Source organism: Streptomyces sp. WMMC500, assembly GCF_027497195.1.
In the GTDB taxonomy this organism is placed as follows: domain Bacteria; phylum Actinomycetota; class Actinomycetes; order Streptomycetales; family Streptomycetaceae; genus Streptomyces.
Genome location: NZ_CP114905.1, coordinates 2,208,274 through 2,223,538 on the forward strand (window position 1 = coordinate 2,208,274; position 15,265 = coordinate 2,223,538).

The 15,265-nt window shown below is 73.0% G+C and carries 11 protein-coding genes; 5 read left to right on the forward strand and 6 right to left on the reverse strand.

Annotated elements, in window-relative coordinates:
• Positions 1 to 115 precede the first annotated feature (115 nt).
• Positions 116 to 3,001: a vitamin B12-dependent ribonucleotide reductase gene (locus O7599_RS08995; RefSeq protein WP_281621602.1), complete on the reverse strand. Its 2,886-nt coding sequence runs from the start codon at positions 2,999 to 3,001 to the stop codon at positions 116 to 118.
• Between the two features lie 146 nt (positions 3,002 to 3,147).
• A complete protein-coding gene (gene nrdR / locus O7599_RS09000) occupies positions 3,148 to 3,741 on the reverse strand; it encodes a transcriptional regulator NrdR (RefSeq protein WP_281621603.1) in 594 nt (197 codons plus the stop codon).
• 475 nt (positions 3,742 to 4,216) lie between these two features.
• On the opposite strand from nrdR, the gene lexA reads away from it, so the two are divergent.
• A complete protein-coding gene (lexA, locus tag O7599_RS09005) occupies positions 4,217 to 5,008 on the forward strand; it encodes a transcriptional repressor LexA (protein WP_281621604.1) in 792 nt (263 codons plus the stop codon).
• A gap of 105 nt (positions 5,009 to 5,113) precedes the next feature.
• On the opposite strand, the gene recX is transcribed toward lexA, so the two are convergent.
• The gene (recX, locus tag O7599_RS09010) at positions 5,114 to 5,779 is read right to left on the reverse strand and encodes a recombination regulator RecX (RefSeq protein ID WP_281621605.1); all 666 of its coding nucleotides are present in this window, start codon (positions 5,777 to 5,779) and stop codon (positions 5,114 to 5,116) included.
• Between the two features lie 3 nt (positions 5,780 to 5,782).
• Positions 5,783 to 6,943 (reverse strand): recombinase RecA, encoded by a 1,161-nt coding sequence (gene recA / locus O7599_RS09015; protein ID WP_281621606.1) that lies wholly within the window; start codon positions 6,941 to 6,943, stop codon positions 5,783 to 5,785.
• A 245-nt stretch (positions 6,944 to 7,188) separates the two neighbouring features.
• On the opposite strand from recA, the gene O7599_RS09020 reads away from it, so the two are divergent.
• On the forward strand, positions 7,189 to 7,914 hold the full coding sequence (locus tag O7599_RS09020) for a class I SAM-dependent methyltransferase (protein WP_281621607.1): 726 nt from the start codon (positions 7,189 to 7,191) through the stop codon (positions 7,912 to 7,914).
• Between the two features lie 51 nt (positions 7,915 to 7,965).
• Here O7599_RS09020 and O7599_RS09025 read toward each other — a convergent pair whose 3' ends face one another.
• Together O7599_RS09025 and O7599_RS09030 are read right to left on the reverse strand one after the other, a co-directional pair.
• Positions 7,966 to 8,967, reverse strand: coding sequence for a TAXI family TRAP transporter solute-binding subunit (locus O7599_RS09025; protein ID WP_281621608.1), 1,002 nt, complete (start codon positions 8,965 to 8,967; stop codon positions 7,966 to 7,968).
• A gap of 122 nt (positions 8,968 to 9,089) precedes the next feature.
• Positions 9,090 to 10,259 (reverse strand): hypothetical protein, encoded by a 1,170-nt coding sequence (locus O7599_RS09030; RefSeq protein WP_281621609.1) that lies wholly within the window; start codon positions 10,257 to 10,259, stop codon positions 9,090 to 9,092.
• A gap of 365 nt (positions 10,260 to 10,624) precedes the next feature.
• On the opposite strand from O7599_RS09030, the gene O7599_RS09035 reads away from it, so the two are divergent.
• The 3 genes from O7599_RS09035 to O7599_RS09045 all read left to right on the forward strand — a co-directional run bounded on the left by O7599_RS09035 (position 10,625) and on the right by O7599_RS09045 (position 15,227).
• Entirely contained in the window at positions 10,625 to 12,583 is a 1,959-nt protein-coding gene (locus O7599_RS09035) for an IucA/IucC family protein (protein ID WP_281621610.1), read from the forward strand.
• Positions 12,584 to 12,656: 73 nt separating this feature from the next.
• Positions 12,657 to 13,406: a GNAT family N-acetyltransferase gene (locus O7599_RS09040; protein WP_281621611.1), complete on the forward strand. Its 750-nt coding sequence runs from the start codon at positions 12,657 to 12,659 to the stop codon at positions 13,404 to 13,406.
• A gap of 21 nt (positions 13,407 to 13,427) precedes the next feature.
• Positions 13,428 to 15,227 carry an IucA/IucC family protein gene (locus tag O7599_RS09045; RefSeq protein ID WP_281621612.1) on the forward strand — a complete coding sequence of 600 codons (1,800 nt, stop codon included), beginning with the start codon at positions 13,428 to 13,430 and terminating at the stop codon, positions 15,225 to 15,227.
• Positions 15,228 to 15,265 lie beyond the last annotated feature (38 nt).

Sequence of the window (15,265 nt, forward strand, 5' to 3'; positions counted from 1 at the left end):
GTTCCGCCACCGAAGTCCGGAGGGGACCGGCCGGTGGCCGGTCCCCTCCGGGACACGCGGTCAGTCGGGTGCGGGGCTCACGTCGTCCGTCGCCGGGACGCGGGCCCTGGGCGCCCTAGCTGCAGCCGCTGGTCGAGCCGCAGCCCTCGCAGATGTAGCAGCTTCCGGCCCGCTGCATCTTCGTGCCGCACGAGAAGCACAGCGGCGCGTCCGCCTGGATGCCGAGCTGCATCTCCACCAGCTCCGCGGAGGTGTGCGCCTCCTGCGGGGCGGGCTTGGCCTGCTCGATCGTCACCGGCGGGGCCGCCGGGAGGGGCGCCGGCTGGCGGGGCGCGGACTGGGCCAGGCCCTCGACGTCCAGTTCCTCGTCCGTCGGCTCGTACGAACCGGTCTCCAGGTGCCGCTCGCGCTCCTCCGCGGAGTGGATGCCCAGCGCCGAACGGGTCTCGAACGGCAGGAAGTCCAGCGCCAGGCGGCGGAAGATGTAGTCGACGATCGACTGCGCCATCCGCACGTCCGGGTCGTCCGTCATGCCCGCCGGCTCGAAGCGCATGTTCGTGAACTTCGAGACGTACGTCTCCAGCGGCACCCCGTACTGCAGGCCCACGGAGACCGCGATCGAGAAGGCGTCCATCATGCCCGCGAGGGTCGAGCCCTGCTTGGACATCTTCAGGAAGACCTCGCCCAGCCCGTCGTCCGGGTAGGAGTTGGCGGTCATGTAGCCCTCGGCGCCGCCGACCGTGAAGGAGGTGGTGATGCCCGGACGGCCCTTGGGGAGGCGGCGGCGCACCGGGCGGTACTCGACGACCTTCTCGACGGCGTCGCGGATCGTCCCCTCCGCCTTCTCGGCGGCCTTGTCGGCCTCCTTCTTCTTCGCCGACAGCGGCTGGCCGACCTTGCAGTTGTCGCGGTAGATGGCGAGTGCCTTGAGCCCCAGCTTCCAGCCCTCGTAGTAGACCTCCTCGATCTCCTCGACCGTGGCCTTCTCCGGCATGTTCACGGTCTTGGAGATCGCGCCCGAGAGGAAGGGCTGCGTGGCGGCCATCATCCGGACGTGCCCCATCGGGGAGATGGCCCTGTCGCCCATGGCGCAGTCGAAGATCTCGTAGTGCTCCTGCCGCAGCCCGGGGGCGTCGATGACGCTGCCGTGCTCGGCGATGTGCGCGACGACGGCCTCGATCTGCTCCTCCTGGTACCCCAGCCGCTTCAGCGCCATCGGCACCGTCTGGTTGACGATCTGCATCGAGCCGCCGCCGACCAGCTTCTTGAACTTCACCAGCGCCAGGTCCGGCTCGATGCCCGTCGTGTCGCACGACATCGCCAGGCCGATGGTCCCCGTCGGGGCGAGCACCGACGCCTGGGCGTTGCGGTAGCCGTGCTTGTCGCCGAGGCGGACCACGTCCTGCCAGGCCTCAGTGGCGGCGGCCCACACGGGCGTGTCCAGGTCGTCCATGCGCTTGGCCGCGCCGTTGGCCTCCGCGTGCTGCTGCATGACGCGCTTGTGCGCGGTGGCGTTGCGGGCGTAGCCGTCGTACGCGCCGACGGCGGCGGCCAGGTGCGCGGAGCGCTTGTAGGCGGTGCCGGTCATCAGGGAGGTGATGGCTCCGGCGAGGGCGCGGCCGCCGTCGGAGTCGTAGGCGTGGCCCGTGGCCATGAGCAGGGCGCCGAGGTTGGCGTAGCCGATGCCGAGCTGGCGGAAGGCGCGGGTGTTCTCGGCGATCTTCTGGGTGGGGAAGTCGGCGAAGGAGATGGAGATGTCCATCGCCGTGATGACCAGCTCGACGACCTTGGCGAAGCGCTCGACCTCGAAGCTCTGCCGGCCGTCGGCGTCCTGCCTGAGGAACTTCATCAGGTTCAGCGAGGCGAGGTTGCACGAGGTGTTGTCCAGGTGCATGTACTCGCTGCACGGGTTGGAGGCGGAGATACGGCCCGACTCCGGCGCGGTGTGCCAGTGGTTGATGGTGTCGTCGTACTGGATGCCGGGGTCGGCGCAGGCCCAGGCGGCCTCGGCCATCTGCCGGAACAGCTTCTTCGCGCCGATCTCCTCGATGACCTCGCCGGTCATACGGGCGCGCAGGCCGAACTGCGCGTCGTTCTCGACGGCCTTCATGAAGTCGTCGGTGACGCGCACGGAGTTGTTGGCGTTCTGGTACTGCACGGAGGTGATGTCGTCGCCGCCGAGGTCCATGTCGAAGCCCGCGTCGCGCAGGGCGCGGATCTTCTCCTCTTCCTTGACCTTCGTCTCGATGAACGCCTCGATGTCGGGGTGGTCGACGTCGAGCACGACCATCTTCGCCGCACGCCGGGTGGCGCCGCCGGACTTGATGGTGCCGGCGGAGGCGTCGGCACCGCGCATGAACGAGACGGGTCCCGAGGCGTTGCCGCCGGAGGAGAGCAGCTCCTTGCTGGAGCGGATACGGGAGAGGTTGAGCCCGGCGCCGGAGCCGCCCTTGAAGATCATCCCCTCTTCCTTGTACCAGTCGAGGATCGACTCCATGGAGTCGTCGACGGAGAGGATGAAGCAGGCGCTGACCTGCTGCGGCTGCGGGGTGCCGACGTTGAACCACACCGGCGAGTTGAAGCTGAAGATCTGGTGCAGCAGGGCGTACGTCAGCTCGTGCTCGAAGATCTCGGCGTCCGCCGGCGACGCGAAGTACCCGTGGTCCTCGCCTGCCTTGCGGTACGTCTTCACGATCCGGTCGACGACCTGCTTGAGGCTCGTCTCCCGCTTCGGGGTGCCCACCGCACCGCGGAAGTACTTGCTCGTGACGATGTTGACGGCGTTGGCCTCCCAGAACTCGGGAAACTCCACGCCGCGCTGCTCGAAGTTGACCGAACCGTCGCGCCAGTTGGTCATGACGACGTCACGGCGTGCCCACTCCACCTCGTCGTACGGGTGCGTGCCGGGGGTGGTGTGGATTCGCTCGATGCGCAGGCCCTTGTTCCCCTTGGCGCCGCCCTTGCGGGATCCGCGCGCCGGGCCGCTCGTCGTCTCTGTCATGCCGCCTCCCTATACGGGCGTGAACGCCCTGATGTGCCCGCATCTTCCCGGGCACGATTCCTGTTCTTGATCTGCTTGTTCCGCAGGCGGACGGCGCGCTGCGCCGCGCACCGGCCGGGTGTGGATGACGGGGCCCGCGAGGGGCGTCAGCCGGCCGCTCTGCCGGGTGACGGGACTCCGGGGTCCCCGCCGCGGCCGGGACTGCGGCCGGGGCCGGGCGCGCCGGGGTCGCCCGGCGCGGGAGGTGGGGCCTGGCCGTGCTGTCCTTCCGGGCCGCCGGTGTCGGCGGGGGGCCTGTCCGCGGTCCGCAACTGTGTGATCGCGTCCTCGAAGTCCTCGAGGGAGTCGAAGGCGCGGTAGACGGAGGCGAAGCGCAGGTAGGCGACGAGATCGAGGTCCTGCAGCGGGCCCAGTATGGCGAGCCCGACGTCGTGGCTGGAGACCTCGGCGCTGCCGGTGGCCCGGATCGCCTCCTCGACCCGCTGGCCGAGCTGGGCCAGCGCGTCCTCGGTGACGGGGCGGCCCTGGCAGGCCTTGCGGACGCCCGTGATCACCTTGGCGCGGCTGAAGGGCTCGGTGACCCCGCTGCGCTTGATGACCATCAGGGACGCGGTCTCCACCGTGGTGAAGCGGCGCGAGCAGTCGGGGCACTGCCGGCGGCGGCGGATTGCGGCGCCGTCGTCGGTGGTGCGGCTGTCGACGACCCGGCTGTCGGGGTGCCTGCAGAAGGGGCAGTGCATCGTTCTCCACCCTCCCCTTCTCGCGCACGGCACGTCGGTCCGGCGACCCCCCGCGGCCCGCCGGAGCAGACCCCGAGCATATGGGATGCCCTTCCGCTGAGAGGAAGGGGGACCACAACTTGTGGGCTGCTGACACCCATCTAACCACTAGATCTGGGGTTTGGCTGCCATTGAGGGCAGAGAGCGTGTTGCCGCCGGGCCGGACACGGGCAGCCTACGTGAGCGCACGGACGGCGACACGAGAGGGGCGAGAGTGACAAACTGGACGCCGACACCCATGGGGCACGGCGGCAGCGGCGCCAGGGGTGACCGGCGGTCGACGCACGGTCATCAGGTCAGCGCCTTACACCTAGTTGATGGATCACGGAAGTAAAACCGAAGTTTTTCACTCGAACGTGTGTTTGGCGCAACCTTTCGAAAGCAACTACCGTTGGTCCTACGAGAGAACGACCCGTCTCGAGAGGGGCCCGCCGACGTGACCACCACCGCAGACACCGCACCCATCGCCGCCCACGAACGGCCCCAGCAGGCGGCGGAGCCGCAGCTCACGCCGCCTTCCGGGGAGGGCCGTGAGGGCGAGGCGCAGCCACCCAAGCGCTCGATGCCGGGGCGCCCTCCGGGCATCAGGGCCGACAGCTCGGGCCTGACCGAACGGCAGCGCCGGGTCATCGAGGTCATTCGCGACTCGGTGCAGCGCCGTGGCTACCCGCCGTCGATGCGTGAGATCGGCCAGGCCGTCGGCCTCTCGTCCACCTCGTCCGTCGCGCACCAGTTGATGGCGCTGGAGCGCAAGGGCTTCCTGCGCCGGGACCCGCACCGACCCCGGGCGTACGAGGTGCGCGGCGCGGAGACGCCCGCCACCCAGGCCGCCGCGGACACCACGGGCAAGCCCGCCGCGTCGTACGTGCCGCTGGTCGGCCGGATCGCCGCCGGTGGCCCGATCCTCGCCGAGGAGTCGGTCGAGGACGTGTTCCCGCTGCCGCGACAGCTCGTCGGCGACGGCGAACTTTTCGTGCTGAAGGTCGTCGGTGACTCGATGATCGACGCGGCGATCTGCGACGGCGACTGGGTCGCGGTGCGCCGCCAGCCGGTCGCCGAGAACGGCGACATCGTCGCCGCGATGCTGGACGGCGAGGCCACCGTCAAGCGGTTCAAGCGCGAGGACGGCCACGTGTGGCTGCTCCCGCACAACGCCGCGTACCAGCCGATTCCCGGCGACGAGGCGACGATCCTCGGCAAGGTCGTCGCGGTGCTCCGCCGGGTCTGAGACCCGGCACGGCATATCCGGCCCGGGACCCCGCCCGGGCCGCCGCCTTGCGCGGCGCGGAGTGTCGCGAACCGGCCGCGGCGGCGGCCGGCCCCCCGTGCCCGCTCAGTCGTCCAGCAGTCCCTCCGTGTCCTCGCCCTCGGACTCCAGTGCCTCGCGGACGACGCGGATCGCCAGCCCCTCCCCGTAGCCCCGGCGGGCCAGCATGCCCGCCAGGCGCCGGATGCGCTTCTCCCGGTCCAGGCCGCGGGTGGCGCGGAGCTTGCGGGCGACCAGCTCGCGAGCCGTCTCCTCCTCGGTGTCCGCGTCGAGGCGGCTCACCGCCTCGTCGACCACCGTGCCCGCCACGCCCCGGGTGCGCAGCTCCCGCGCGAGCGCGCGGCGGGCGAGGCCACGGCCATGGTGCCGGGACTCCACCCAGGCACCGGCGAACGCCGCGTCGTCGACCAGCCCGGCCGCTTCGAGGCGGTCGAGCACGGCCTCCGCGACCTCGGCGTCGACGTCCCGCTTGGCCAGCGCGTCCCCGAGCTGCTTACGGGTCCGCGGCGCCCCGGTGAGCAGGCGCAGGCAGATCGCCCGTGCCCGTTCCTCCGGGCTGAGCGACGTCTCCCGCACCCGGTCACCCGACGGCTCGCGCCGGCCCCGTGACCGCCCGCGCCGGGAGGAACCGCCGCGCTCGGCCGGCCGGCCGGTGCCGTCCTCCGGGCCGCCCCCGAACGGCGGAGGGCCGTCGTCCGGGGGCGGGAGCGGCCAGTCGGTGCGCCGGACCACGGATCAGCTCTTGGCGACGGCCTTGGCCGCCTTCGCGGTCTTGGCCGGCGCCGGCACCGTCTTCTTCCCCGCCGGGGCGGCACCGTCGACGGCCGCCCCGCCGGGGCCCACCGCCGCGGCGTCAGCCTGCACGCCCTCGGTGCCTTCCGCGCCCTCCGCGTTCTGCGGCTTCGGGCCGATGCCCAGCTTCTCCTTGATCCGCCTCTCGACCTCGTCGGCCAGGTCGGGGTTGTCCTTCAGGAACGTCCGCGCGTTCTCCTTGCCCTGGCCGAGCTGGTCGCCCTCGTACGTGTACCAGGCGCCGGACTTGCGGATGAAGCCGTGCTCCACGCCCATGTCGATCAGGCCGCCCTCGCGGCTGATGCCCTGCCCGTAGAGGATGTCGAACTCGGCCTGCTTGAAGGGCGGCGCGACCTTGTTCTTCACGACCTTCACGCGCGTGCGGTTGCCGACGGGCTCCGTGCCGTCCTTGAGGGTCTCGATGCGCCGGATGTCCAGGCGCACCGAGGCGTAGAACTTCAGCGCCTTGCCGCCGGTGGTGGTCTCGGGCGAGCCGAACATCACGCCGATCTTCTCGCGCAACTGGTTGATGAAGATCGCGGTGGTCTTCGACTGGTTCAGCGCACTGGTGATCTTCCGCAGGGCCTGGCTCATCAGGCGGGCCTGCAGGCCGACGTGCGAGTCGCCCATCTCGCCCTCGATCTCCGCGCGCGGGACGAGGGCCGCGACCGAGTCGATGACGATCAGGTCGAGCGCGCCGGAGCGGACGAGCATGTCCGCGATCTCCAGCGCCTGTTCGCCGTTGTCGGGCTGGGAGAGGATGAGAGAGTCGATGTCGACGCCGAGCTTCTTCGCGTACTCCGGGTCGAGGGCGTGCTCCGCGTCGACGAACGCGACCGTGCCGCCGGCCCGCTGCGCGTTGGCCACCGCGTGCAGCGTCAGGGTCGTCTTGCCGGAGGACTCCGGGCCGTACACCTCCACCACGCGGCCGCGCGGCAGGCCGCCCACGCCGAGCGCCACGTCGAGCGCGGTCGACCCGGTGGGGATGACTTCCACGGGCTCGTTCGGCCGCTCGCCGAGGCGCATCACGGCGCCCTTGCCGAATTGCCGTTCAATCTGGGCGAGTGCGGCGTCGAGCGCCTTCTCGCGGTCAGTCGCTGCCATGGGTTCCACCCGGGATGTCTGAGTCGATCGCTTCACGTGAACGACGCTAGCGCCTGCCACTGACAACACGCCCCGCGTCGGGCCGGCCCGGGGGAATCCCGGCCGAACCCCCATGGGAACCGATGTTCGATTTACGTGTCAACCCGCACCGCCGGTCCCTCCCGCCCCGCGCGTTCCCGGGGGGCAGGCCGGCCGGTCTCGAACTCGGTGGCCGTTCCGGCCCGGCTCCGCATACGTTCGACCGCATGGCTGACGACTGCTTCGCGCATCCACGGCTCGCCGCGATCTACGATCCGCTCCACCCCGACCGCAGCGACCTCGACGCATACCTGCGGATCACGGAAGAGTTCGGCGCACGCCGGGTGCTGGACATCGGCTGCGGCACCGGGGTGTTCGCACTCCTCCTGGCCGGCCGCGGGGCCGAGGTCGTCGGCGTCGATCCCGCCCCGGCGTCCGTCGACGTCGCCCGGGCCAAACCGGACAGTGAGCGGGTCCGCTGGATCTGCGGTGACGCGACGGACCTCCCGCCGCTGCAGGTCGACCTCGCGACGATGACGGCGAACGTCGCGCAGGCCATCGCCGACCCGCAGACCTGGGAGAAGACGCTGCGGGGGACCCGCGAAGCGCTGCGGCCCGGCGGGCGTCTGGTCTTCGAGACCCGCGATCCGGCCGGACGCGGCTGGGAGGAGTGGACGCGCGAGAGGTCCTACCGCGTGACGGAGATCCCGGGCACCGGCTCCGTCGAGAGCTGGGTCGAGCTGACCGAGGTGGACCTGCCCCTGGTGACCTTCCGCTGGACCTACGTGTTCGCGGCGGACGGCCAGGTGCTGACGTCCGATTCGACGCTGCGTTTCCGCGGGCGGGAGGAAGTCGAGCAGGACCTGGTCGCACACGGCTACGCGGTGGACGAAGTCCGCGACGCGCCCAACCGGCCGGGAAGAGAGTTCGTGTTCCTGGCACGGCGTCCGTGACCTCCGGTGATCCGTGGCACCCGGGCTCCGGGCGCACAGGACTTCCCGCCGCTACGGCTTCTCCTGCCGGTAGTAGCGCGCCGCCCCCTCGTGCAGCTCCAGCGGGTCCGTGAAGACCGCCGTGCGCAGGTCGACCCGCTGGGCCGCGTGGACCACGCGGCCGATCCGGTCCCGGTCCCGTATCACCGTGCCGGTCACGCTCTCCGTCAGCCGCGGATCCTCCCGGTCGGTGGTGACCAGCAGGTTCGCCACCGCGAGCGTCGGTACGGCGGTGTCGCGCTGGACCGTGGGGTAGGCGTCGGGCGGCATCACCGCGGCGCGGTAGTAGCGGGCCAGCTCGCCCTGGGCGTGGAGGGCGCCGAGGAGGTCGCCGAGCGGTACGAGCTCGATCTCGGTCTGCTGCGCCAGGCGTTCGACGGCGTCCGTGGGCAGGCCGCCGGACCAGAAGAAGGCGTCGATCTTCCGGGCGCGCAGGAGTTCCGGCATCGAGTCGAGGCCCTCGCGGACCGCCGTCACGTCCTCGTCGAAGTCGAGGCCGGCCGCCGACAGCAGCCGGCGGGTGATCAGTTGGACACCGGAGCCGTCCTCGCCGACGCCGACCTTGAGGCCGCGCAGGTCGGCGGCGCCCCGTACGGGTGAGTCGCGCAGGACGACGAGCTGGACGTAGTCGTCGTAGAGCCGGGCCACCGCGCGCAGCCCGTGCCAGCCGGGCATCCGGTCGCGCCGGTAGGTGGCCACGGAGTCGGCGGTGGCGACGGCGAAGTCGGCCCGGCCCGTGGTGACCTTCCGCAGGTTGTCGAGGGAGCCCTGGCTGGTGTCCAGCCGGACGTCGAGGCCCGGCTCGTCCCGGGCGAGCCCTTCGCGCAGCAGCCGGCCGTACTCGGCGTAGACGCCGGAGCGCACCCCCGTGGCGAAGACCACCTTCCCCTCCGGAGGGGAGTCGCCGCCCAGCGGCATCAGCCACCACAGGAGGAGCCCGAGCACGGCCGCCGTCGCCACGGCGGCCTGCAGCGCTCGGCGCCTGCCGGGGCGGCGCGGGACGAAGGGGACCACGCGGCGATCCTGCCAAACCGGGGCCTCACACGGCCAGCGCGCCGGGCTCCCGGTGGGAGCCCGGCGCGCCGTCGGGCCGGGTACGGCGGACGCCGTCGCGTCCGGCCGTGCGGTACGGGCGGCTAGCCGCCGCTCACCTCGTCGAAGACCCCCTGGGCCTCCTTGTCCAGGCGCGGCCCGGCCAGCCAGGTGGACTGGAGCGGGCCGATGGACGTGACGGACACGAGCTGTTCCTCGCCGTCGTTCGACGCGGTCCAGCCGCCGCCGGAGGCGCCCGCGGTCATGGTGCAGCCGATGCGGTACATCGTGGGCTGCGACGCCTGGATCGACAGCCGGCCCGGCGCGTCGGTGCAGGAGTACAGGCGCCCGCCGTCGTACGGCGCGGCGGCCGGGTAGCCGGTGGCGGTCAGGTCACCGACGTCCTGCACGGCCGGGGCGTCGAACCAGACGGGCACCGCGGCGCCGACCGTCTCCTCCAGCGACTGCCCGCCGCCGTCCTTCGGCTGCACCTTCATCACGGCGAAGTCGTACGGGGCGCCCACGCCGCCCGCCGTCTTCCCCTCGGAGATCCACTCGTCGGTGGTGCGGGCCTCCTCGGCCCAGAACGTGCCCAGGGGCGCGATGTCGGCCTCGGTGGCCTGCTCGGCCTCCAGCTCGGCCACGGTCTTGCCCTCGGGGTTGAAGGAGGGCACGAAGATGATGTTGCGCCACCAGCCGCCGTCGGAGCCCTTGTGGACGCAGTGGCCGGCGGTGGCGACCAGGTTGGACTTGCCCGGGTTGGCCGGGTCGGCGACGACGGTGCCGGAGCAGACCATGGGGCCCTCGGGGGTGTCGAAGAAGATCTTCCCCGCGGCCGGCTGCGACTCGTTGTACGGCGTGGCCGCCTCCTCGGCCTCGACGGGCTGCGGCTCCGGGTCGGTGACGCCCTGGTCCTCCGACACGTCGGCCTCGTCGACCCGGTTGGGCGGCTGCTCGGCCTCCCACATCCGGTCGGGCTTCCACAGGTCCTCGATGATCGGGTTGATGAACTCGCGCGCGTCGCGCAGCCAGTCCTCCTGGGCCCAGTCCTCCCAGCCGCCGTCCTTCCACTTGTCGAGGTCGATGTCCTTCAGCGAGTCCGGGATCCCTTCGGGGAGCGTCAGCTCCTTCTCGGGCGCCTGCTCCTGCTGCTGCTTGTCGTCGGCGGCGCTGTCGCCGTCCTCGCAGGCACCGGCGGTCAGCGCCAGCGTGACGGCGAGAGCCGCCGCGGCCAGCGCCTTCCTCGGTATACGACGTTTCCCGTTGGCGGGCATGGATCGACTCCCCCAGTTCCTCGACGCAGGTGTCCCGGCGGGACACGAGCCCCCACTATGCCGGTGCCGTTGTGGACGGCCGCACCGGGCCCCGCGGTTCCACCGCGCCCAAGGATCTTGGCTGCGGGCCGTGTTCCGGCGGCGGCGGCGTCGTTGGTAGGGCGGGGGATGCGGACCCGTATCCGGTGCGAGGGGGTGGGGCTGTGCCCGCGGTTCGCGAAGCGGTCGTGTACGCGCGCGTCTGCCGTACGCGCCGTTCCGCCCGGCGCGCCCCCGGCATCCGGACCGTCGTCCCCCGCTCCCGGCCGCGCCGCGCGGCCCGGGGGCGCTCGTCCCGTACGCGACCCATCCCGAGGTGCACGTCTGTGAACGCGAAGCCCGCCGGCGACGAACTCCCCGCCGGCAGCGGCCGGCCCCCGGTGCGCCGGCGGCTGGCCCGGCTCATCGAGCCCGCCGTCCCCCGCCAGTACCGGCGGGGCGCCGAGGGCGGCGGGGCGCGGCCCGAGCCCGACCCGCTGGAGCACCCGGACGCCGGGGCCGCCGCCGACGCGGCCGCCGCCGAGAACCTGCTGCGCTGCTGGGCGCGGGAACAGGGCCTTACGGAGCCGGAGAGCGGGACGCTGCGGCTGCTGCTGCCCGCCAGCGGGGCGTGCCTGCGCGTCCCGGTGCGGTACTGGTCGGCGGCGGGCTGGCACCGCTTCGGGCGGCCCGTGCTGCACGGCGCCCCCAAGGACGCGCCGCCGGTGGACGCCGTGACGCTGGCGGCGCTGCTGGGCCGGGAGGCGGCGTACGCGGCCGAACGGGCCGCCGGCGCCGGCGTCGCGCGCGCACGTACCGCGCCCGGGCCTTCCGACGGCTCCGCCGACCTCGTCGGCCGGGTCGCCGACTCCGTACGCCACACCGCGGTGTTCCTCGCCGCCCGCCGCGCCGGCTCGCCGCCCGCGACCGCGGACCCGTTCCTGACCGGCGAGCAGTCCCTGCTCCTCGGCCACCCCCTGCACCCGACGCCCAAGAGCCGCGAGGGGCTCTCGGAGGCCGAGGTCCGGCGCTACTCGCCCGAGTTGCGCGGCAGTTTCCCGCTGCACTGGCTGGCCGTCCACGACAGCGTCCTCGCCGGCGACTCGGCGTGGACCGAGCGCGGCAAGGGCGTGCCCGCGCGCAAGCTGGCCGCCCGGCTGGCGGGTCCCGGGCTGCAGGTGCCGCCGGGCTGCACACCGCTGCCGGTGCATCCCTGGCAGGCCCGCGAGGTCCGCGAACGCCCCGACGCCGCCGCGCTGTTCGACGCCGGTCTGCTGCGGGACCTCGGCCCGCACGGCGATCCCTGGCACCCGACCGCGTCGGTGCGGACGCTGTACCGCCCCGGCGCGCCCGCGATGCTGAAGCTCTCCCTCGGCGTACGGATCACCAACTCCCGCCGCGAGAACCTCCGCAAGGAGCTGCACCGCGGCACCGAGGTGCACCGCCTGCTGCGCTCCGGCCTCGGCAAGGAGTGGCAGGCCTCGTTCCCCGGCGGCTTCCCGGGCGCGCCGGGCTTCGACGTCGTACGGGATCCGGCGTGGCTGGCCGTCGACACCCCGGCCGGCGAGCCCGTCGCGGGCCTGGACGCGGTCGTACGGCACCAGCCGTTCGCGGCGCAGGACGACGCGGTGTGCATCGCGGCGCTGACGTCCCCGGTGCCGCGGTCCCCGAAGGGCACGATGCGCTCGCGTCTCCAGGAGGTCGTCGAGCAGTTGGCCGACCGCACGGGGCAGGGGACGGCGGCGGTGGCCGCGGAGTGGTTCCTGCGCTACCTGGAGGTGGTCGTGCGGCCCGTGACGTGGCTGGACGCCGAGGCGGGCGTGGCCCTCGAGGCGCACCAGCAGAACACCGTGCTGCTCCTCGACACCGACGGCTGGCCGGCCGGCGGCCGGTACCGGGACAACCAGGGGTACTACTTCCGCGAGTCCCGCCGCGCCGACCTGGAGCGCCGGCTGCCGGGCCTGGGTGGCGCCAGCGACACGTTCGTCCCGGACGACGTGGCCGACGAGCGCTTCGCGTACTACGTGGGCGTCAACAACGTCCTCGGCCTCGTCGGCGCCTTCGGCGCCGCGGGGCTGGTCGACGAGCGCGTGCTGCTCGCGGCGTTCCGCCGCTTCCTGGAGCAGTCCGCGGCGGGCGGCGGCCCCGGCCGGGGCCGCTGCGCGCTGGCGGAGCAACTGCTGAGCGGCACGACGCTGCGCTGCAAGGCGAACCTGCTGACCCGGGTGCACGGCCTGGACGAGCTGGTCGGTCCGGTGGACACGCAGTCCGTGTACGTCAGCGTCCCCAATCCGCTGATCTCCTGACCTTCCGGCCTCGTGACCTCCTGACCGCACCCTCGACTCCCTTCCGTCCGACGAGAACGAGAAGAGGCGCCCCGTGCCACCCGATCCCCCGCCCCCTACCAGGCCCCCGGAGCTGCTCCCCGACGACACCATCGACTTCGGCGTCGACCTCGCCCGGATCCTCGGGGACCCTGCCCGGTCCCCCGTGCCGTACGACATCTGCTGCTGGACGCCCGCGGGCACGCCGGCCGGTCCGTTCCGGCTGGAGCCCGTCGACCCGGCCGGGCCCGAGCGTGACCTGCGACTGCTGCACCGCTGGATGAACGACCCGTCCGTGGCCGCCTTCTGGAAGCTCGCCGGGCCCGTGGAGGTCACCGCGCGGCACGTGCGCGCGCAGCTCGAAGCGGGACACAGCGTGCCCTGCTTCGGTGTGCTGGGCGGCGAGCGGATGAGCTACTGGGAGGTCTACCGCGCCGACCGCGACCCCCTCGCGCGGCACTACCGCGCGCGCCCCCACGACACGGGTGTCCACCTGCTCCTGGGCGGCGGCGCCGACCGCGGCCGGGGGCTCGGCTCCCTGCTGATCCGCGCGGTCAGCGACCTCGTGTTCGACAACGAAGCGTCGTGCGCGCGGGTGCTAGCGGAGCCGGACGTGCACAACGTGCCGTCGGTCGCCGCCTTTCTGAACGCCGGTTTCCACTTCCAGGAGGAGCTGGCCCTTCCCGACAAGCGGGCGGCCCTGATGGTCCGTGAGCGCGCGTCGCGCGACGGCGGCGCCGGTCCCGTGCCGCCGCCGGACCCGCCCGCGAGCCCACCGGGGCCGCCGCGGCCCCATCTGCCGTAGGACGGAGAGGAGCCAACGCCCTTGTCCGACGCCGCGCACACCACCCACCAGACCGACTGGGACCTGGCCGCCAGCAGACTGCTGGCCAAGATGCTGGGCGAGTTCGCCTACGAGGGCATAGTCACCCCGGAGGCCGACCCGGAGCCCGGATCCGGCCCCGGCCCCGCGACCCACGGCGGACGCCCCTACCGCCTCCCCGTCGCCGACGGCGTGACGTACCGCTTCACCGCTCGCCGCGGTCCGTACGGCCACTGGCGCGTCGACCCCGGCTCCCTGGCCCCGGACGGCGACCCGCTGCGCTTCCTGGCCCGCGCCCACGACGGCCTCCTGCGGCTGGCCGGCGACACCACCGGCCACCTCATCCGCGAGCTGACCGCCACCCTCGCCGCCGACGTCCGCCTCGCCCGCGGCGCACCGTCCGCCGCCCGCCTCGCCGACCTCGGCTACGCCGAACTGGAGGGCCACCAGACCGGCCACCCGTGGCTGGTCGCCAACAAGGGACGCATCGGCTTCTCCGCCGCCGACGCCGCCGCGTACGCCCCGGAGGCCCGCGTCCCGCGGCGGCTGCCGTGGCTGGCCGTGCATAGCTCGCTCGCCGAGTACCGCGGGGTGCCCGCCCTCGCCCGCCCGGAGGAGCTGTACGCGCAGGAGCTGTGCGCCCCCACGCGCGCGGTGTTCGCCGGCGCGGTCACCGCGGCCGGCCGCGACCCGGACGACTACCTGTGGCTGCCGGTGCACCCGTGGCAGTGGGACGAGACCGTCGCCACGCTCTACGCGCCGCAGGTCGCCGCCGGGCTCGTGATCCCGCTGCCGGCGGACGAAGGACCGGCCGACATGTGGCTGCCCCAGCAGTCGGTGCGTACGTTCCTCAATCTCAGCCGTCCGCGGGCGCGTTCCGTGAAGCTGCCGCTGTCCGTGCTCAACACCCTGGTCTGGCGCGGCCTGCCCACGGAGCGCACCCTCGCGGCCCCCGCCGTCACCCGCTGGGTGCACGGCCTGCGCGACGGCGACCCGTTCCTCGCCGGGGAGACGCGCGTCGTGCTGCTCGGCGAGACGGCGAGCGTGACCGTGCGGCATCCGCTCTACGACTCCCTGCCGGCCGTCCCGTACCAGTACCGGGAACTGCTGGGCTGCATCTGGCGGGAGCCCATCGGCCCGCTGCTCGACCCCGGGGAGCGGGCCAGGACGCTGGCGGCCCTGCTGTGGACCGACGCCGGCGGGCGTTCGCTGACCGCCGAGCTGGTACGCCGCTCCGGGCTCGCGCCCAGGCTGTGGCTGGCGCGGCTCTTCGCCGCCCTGCTGCCGCCGCTGCTGCACTTCCTGTACCGCTACGGGACCGTCTTCTCGCCGCACGGCGAGAACGCCGTCGTGGTCTTCGACGGCGCGGACGTGCCGGTGCGGCTGGCGGTGAAGGACTTCGTCGACGACGTCAACGTCAGCGCCAAGCCGCTGCCGGAGCACGCCGGGATGCCGGGAGACGTACGCCGCACGCTGCTGACCGAACCGCCCGAGTTCCTGCCGCAGTTCATCCATTCCGGCCTGTTCGTCGGCGTGTTCCGCTACCTGGCACCGCTGTGCGCGGACGAACTCGGCGTGCCGGAGGCGGAGTTCTTCGGCCTCGTACGGGCCGAGATCCTGCGCTACCAGCGGCGGTTCCCGGAGCTTGCGGAGCGCTTCGCGCTCTTCGACCTGCTGGCGCCGCGCATCGACCGGCTCTGCCTGAACCGCAACCGGCTCTACCTCGACGGCTACCGCGACCGGGCCGAGCGCCCGCACGCCGCCGTCGACGGCACCGTACCCAACCCCCTTCACTCGACGTGACGGCCGTCACTGTCAGTGCCGCCCCTTAGGGTGGCGTG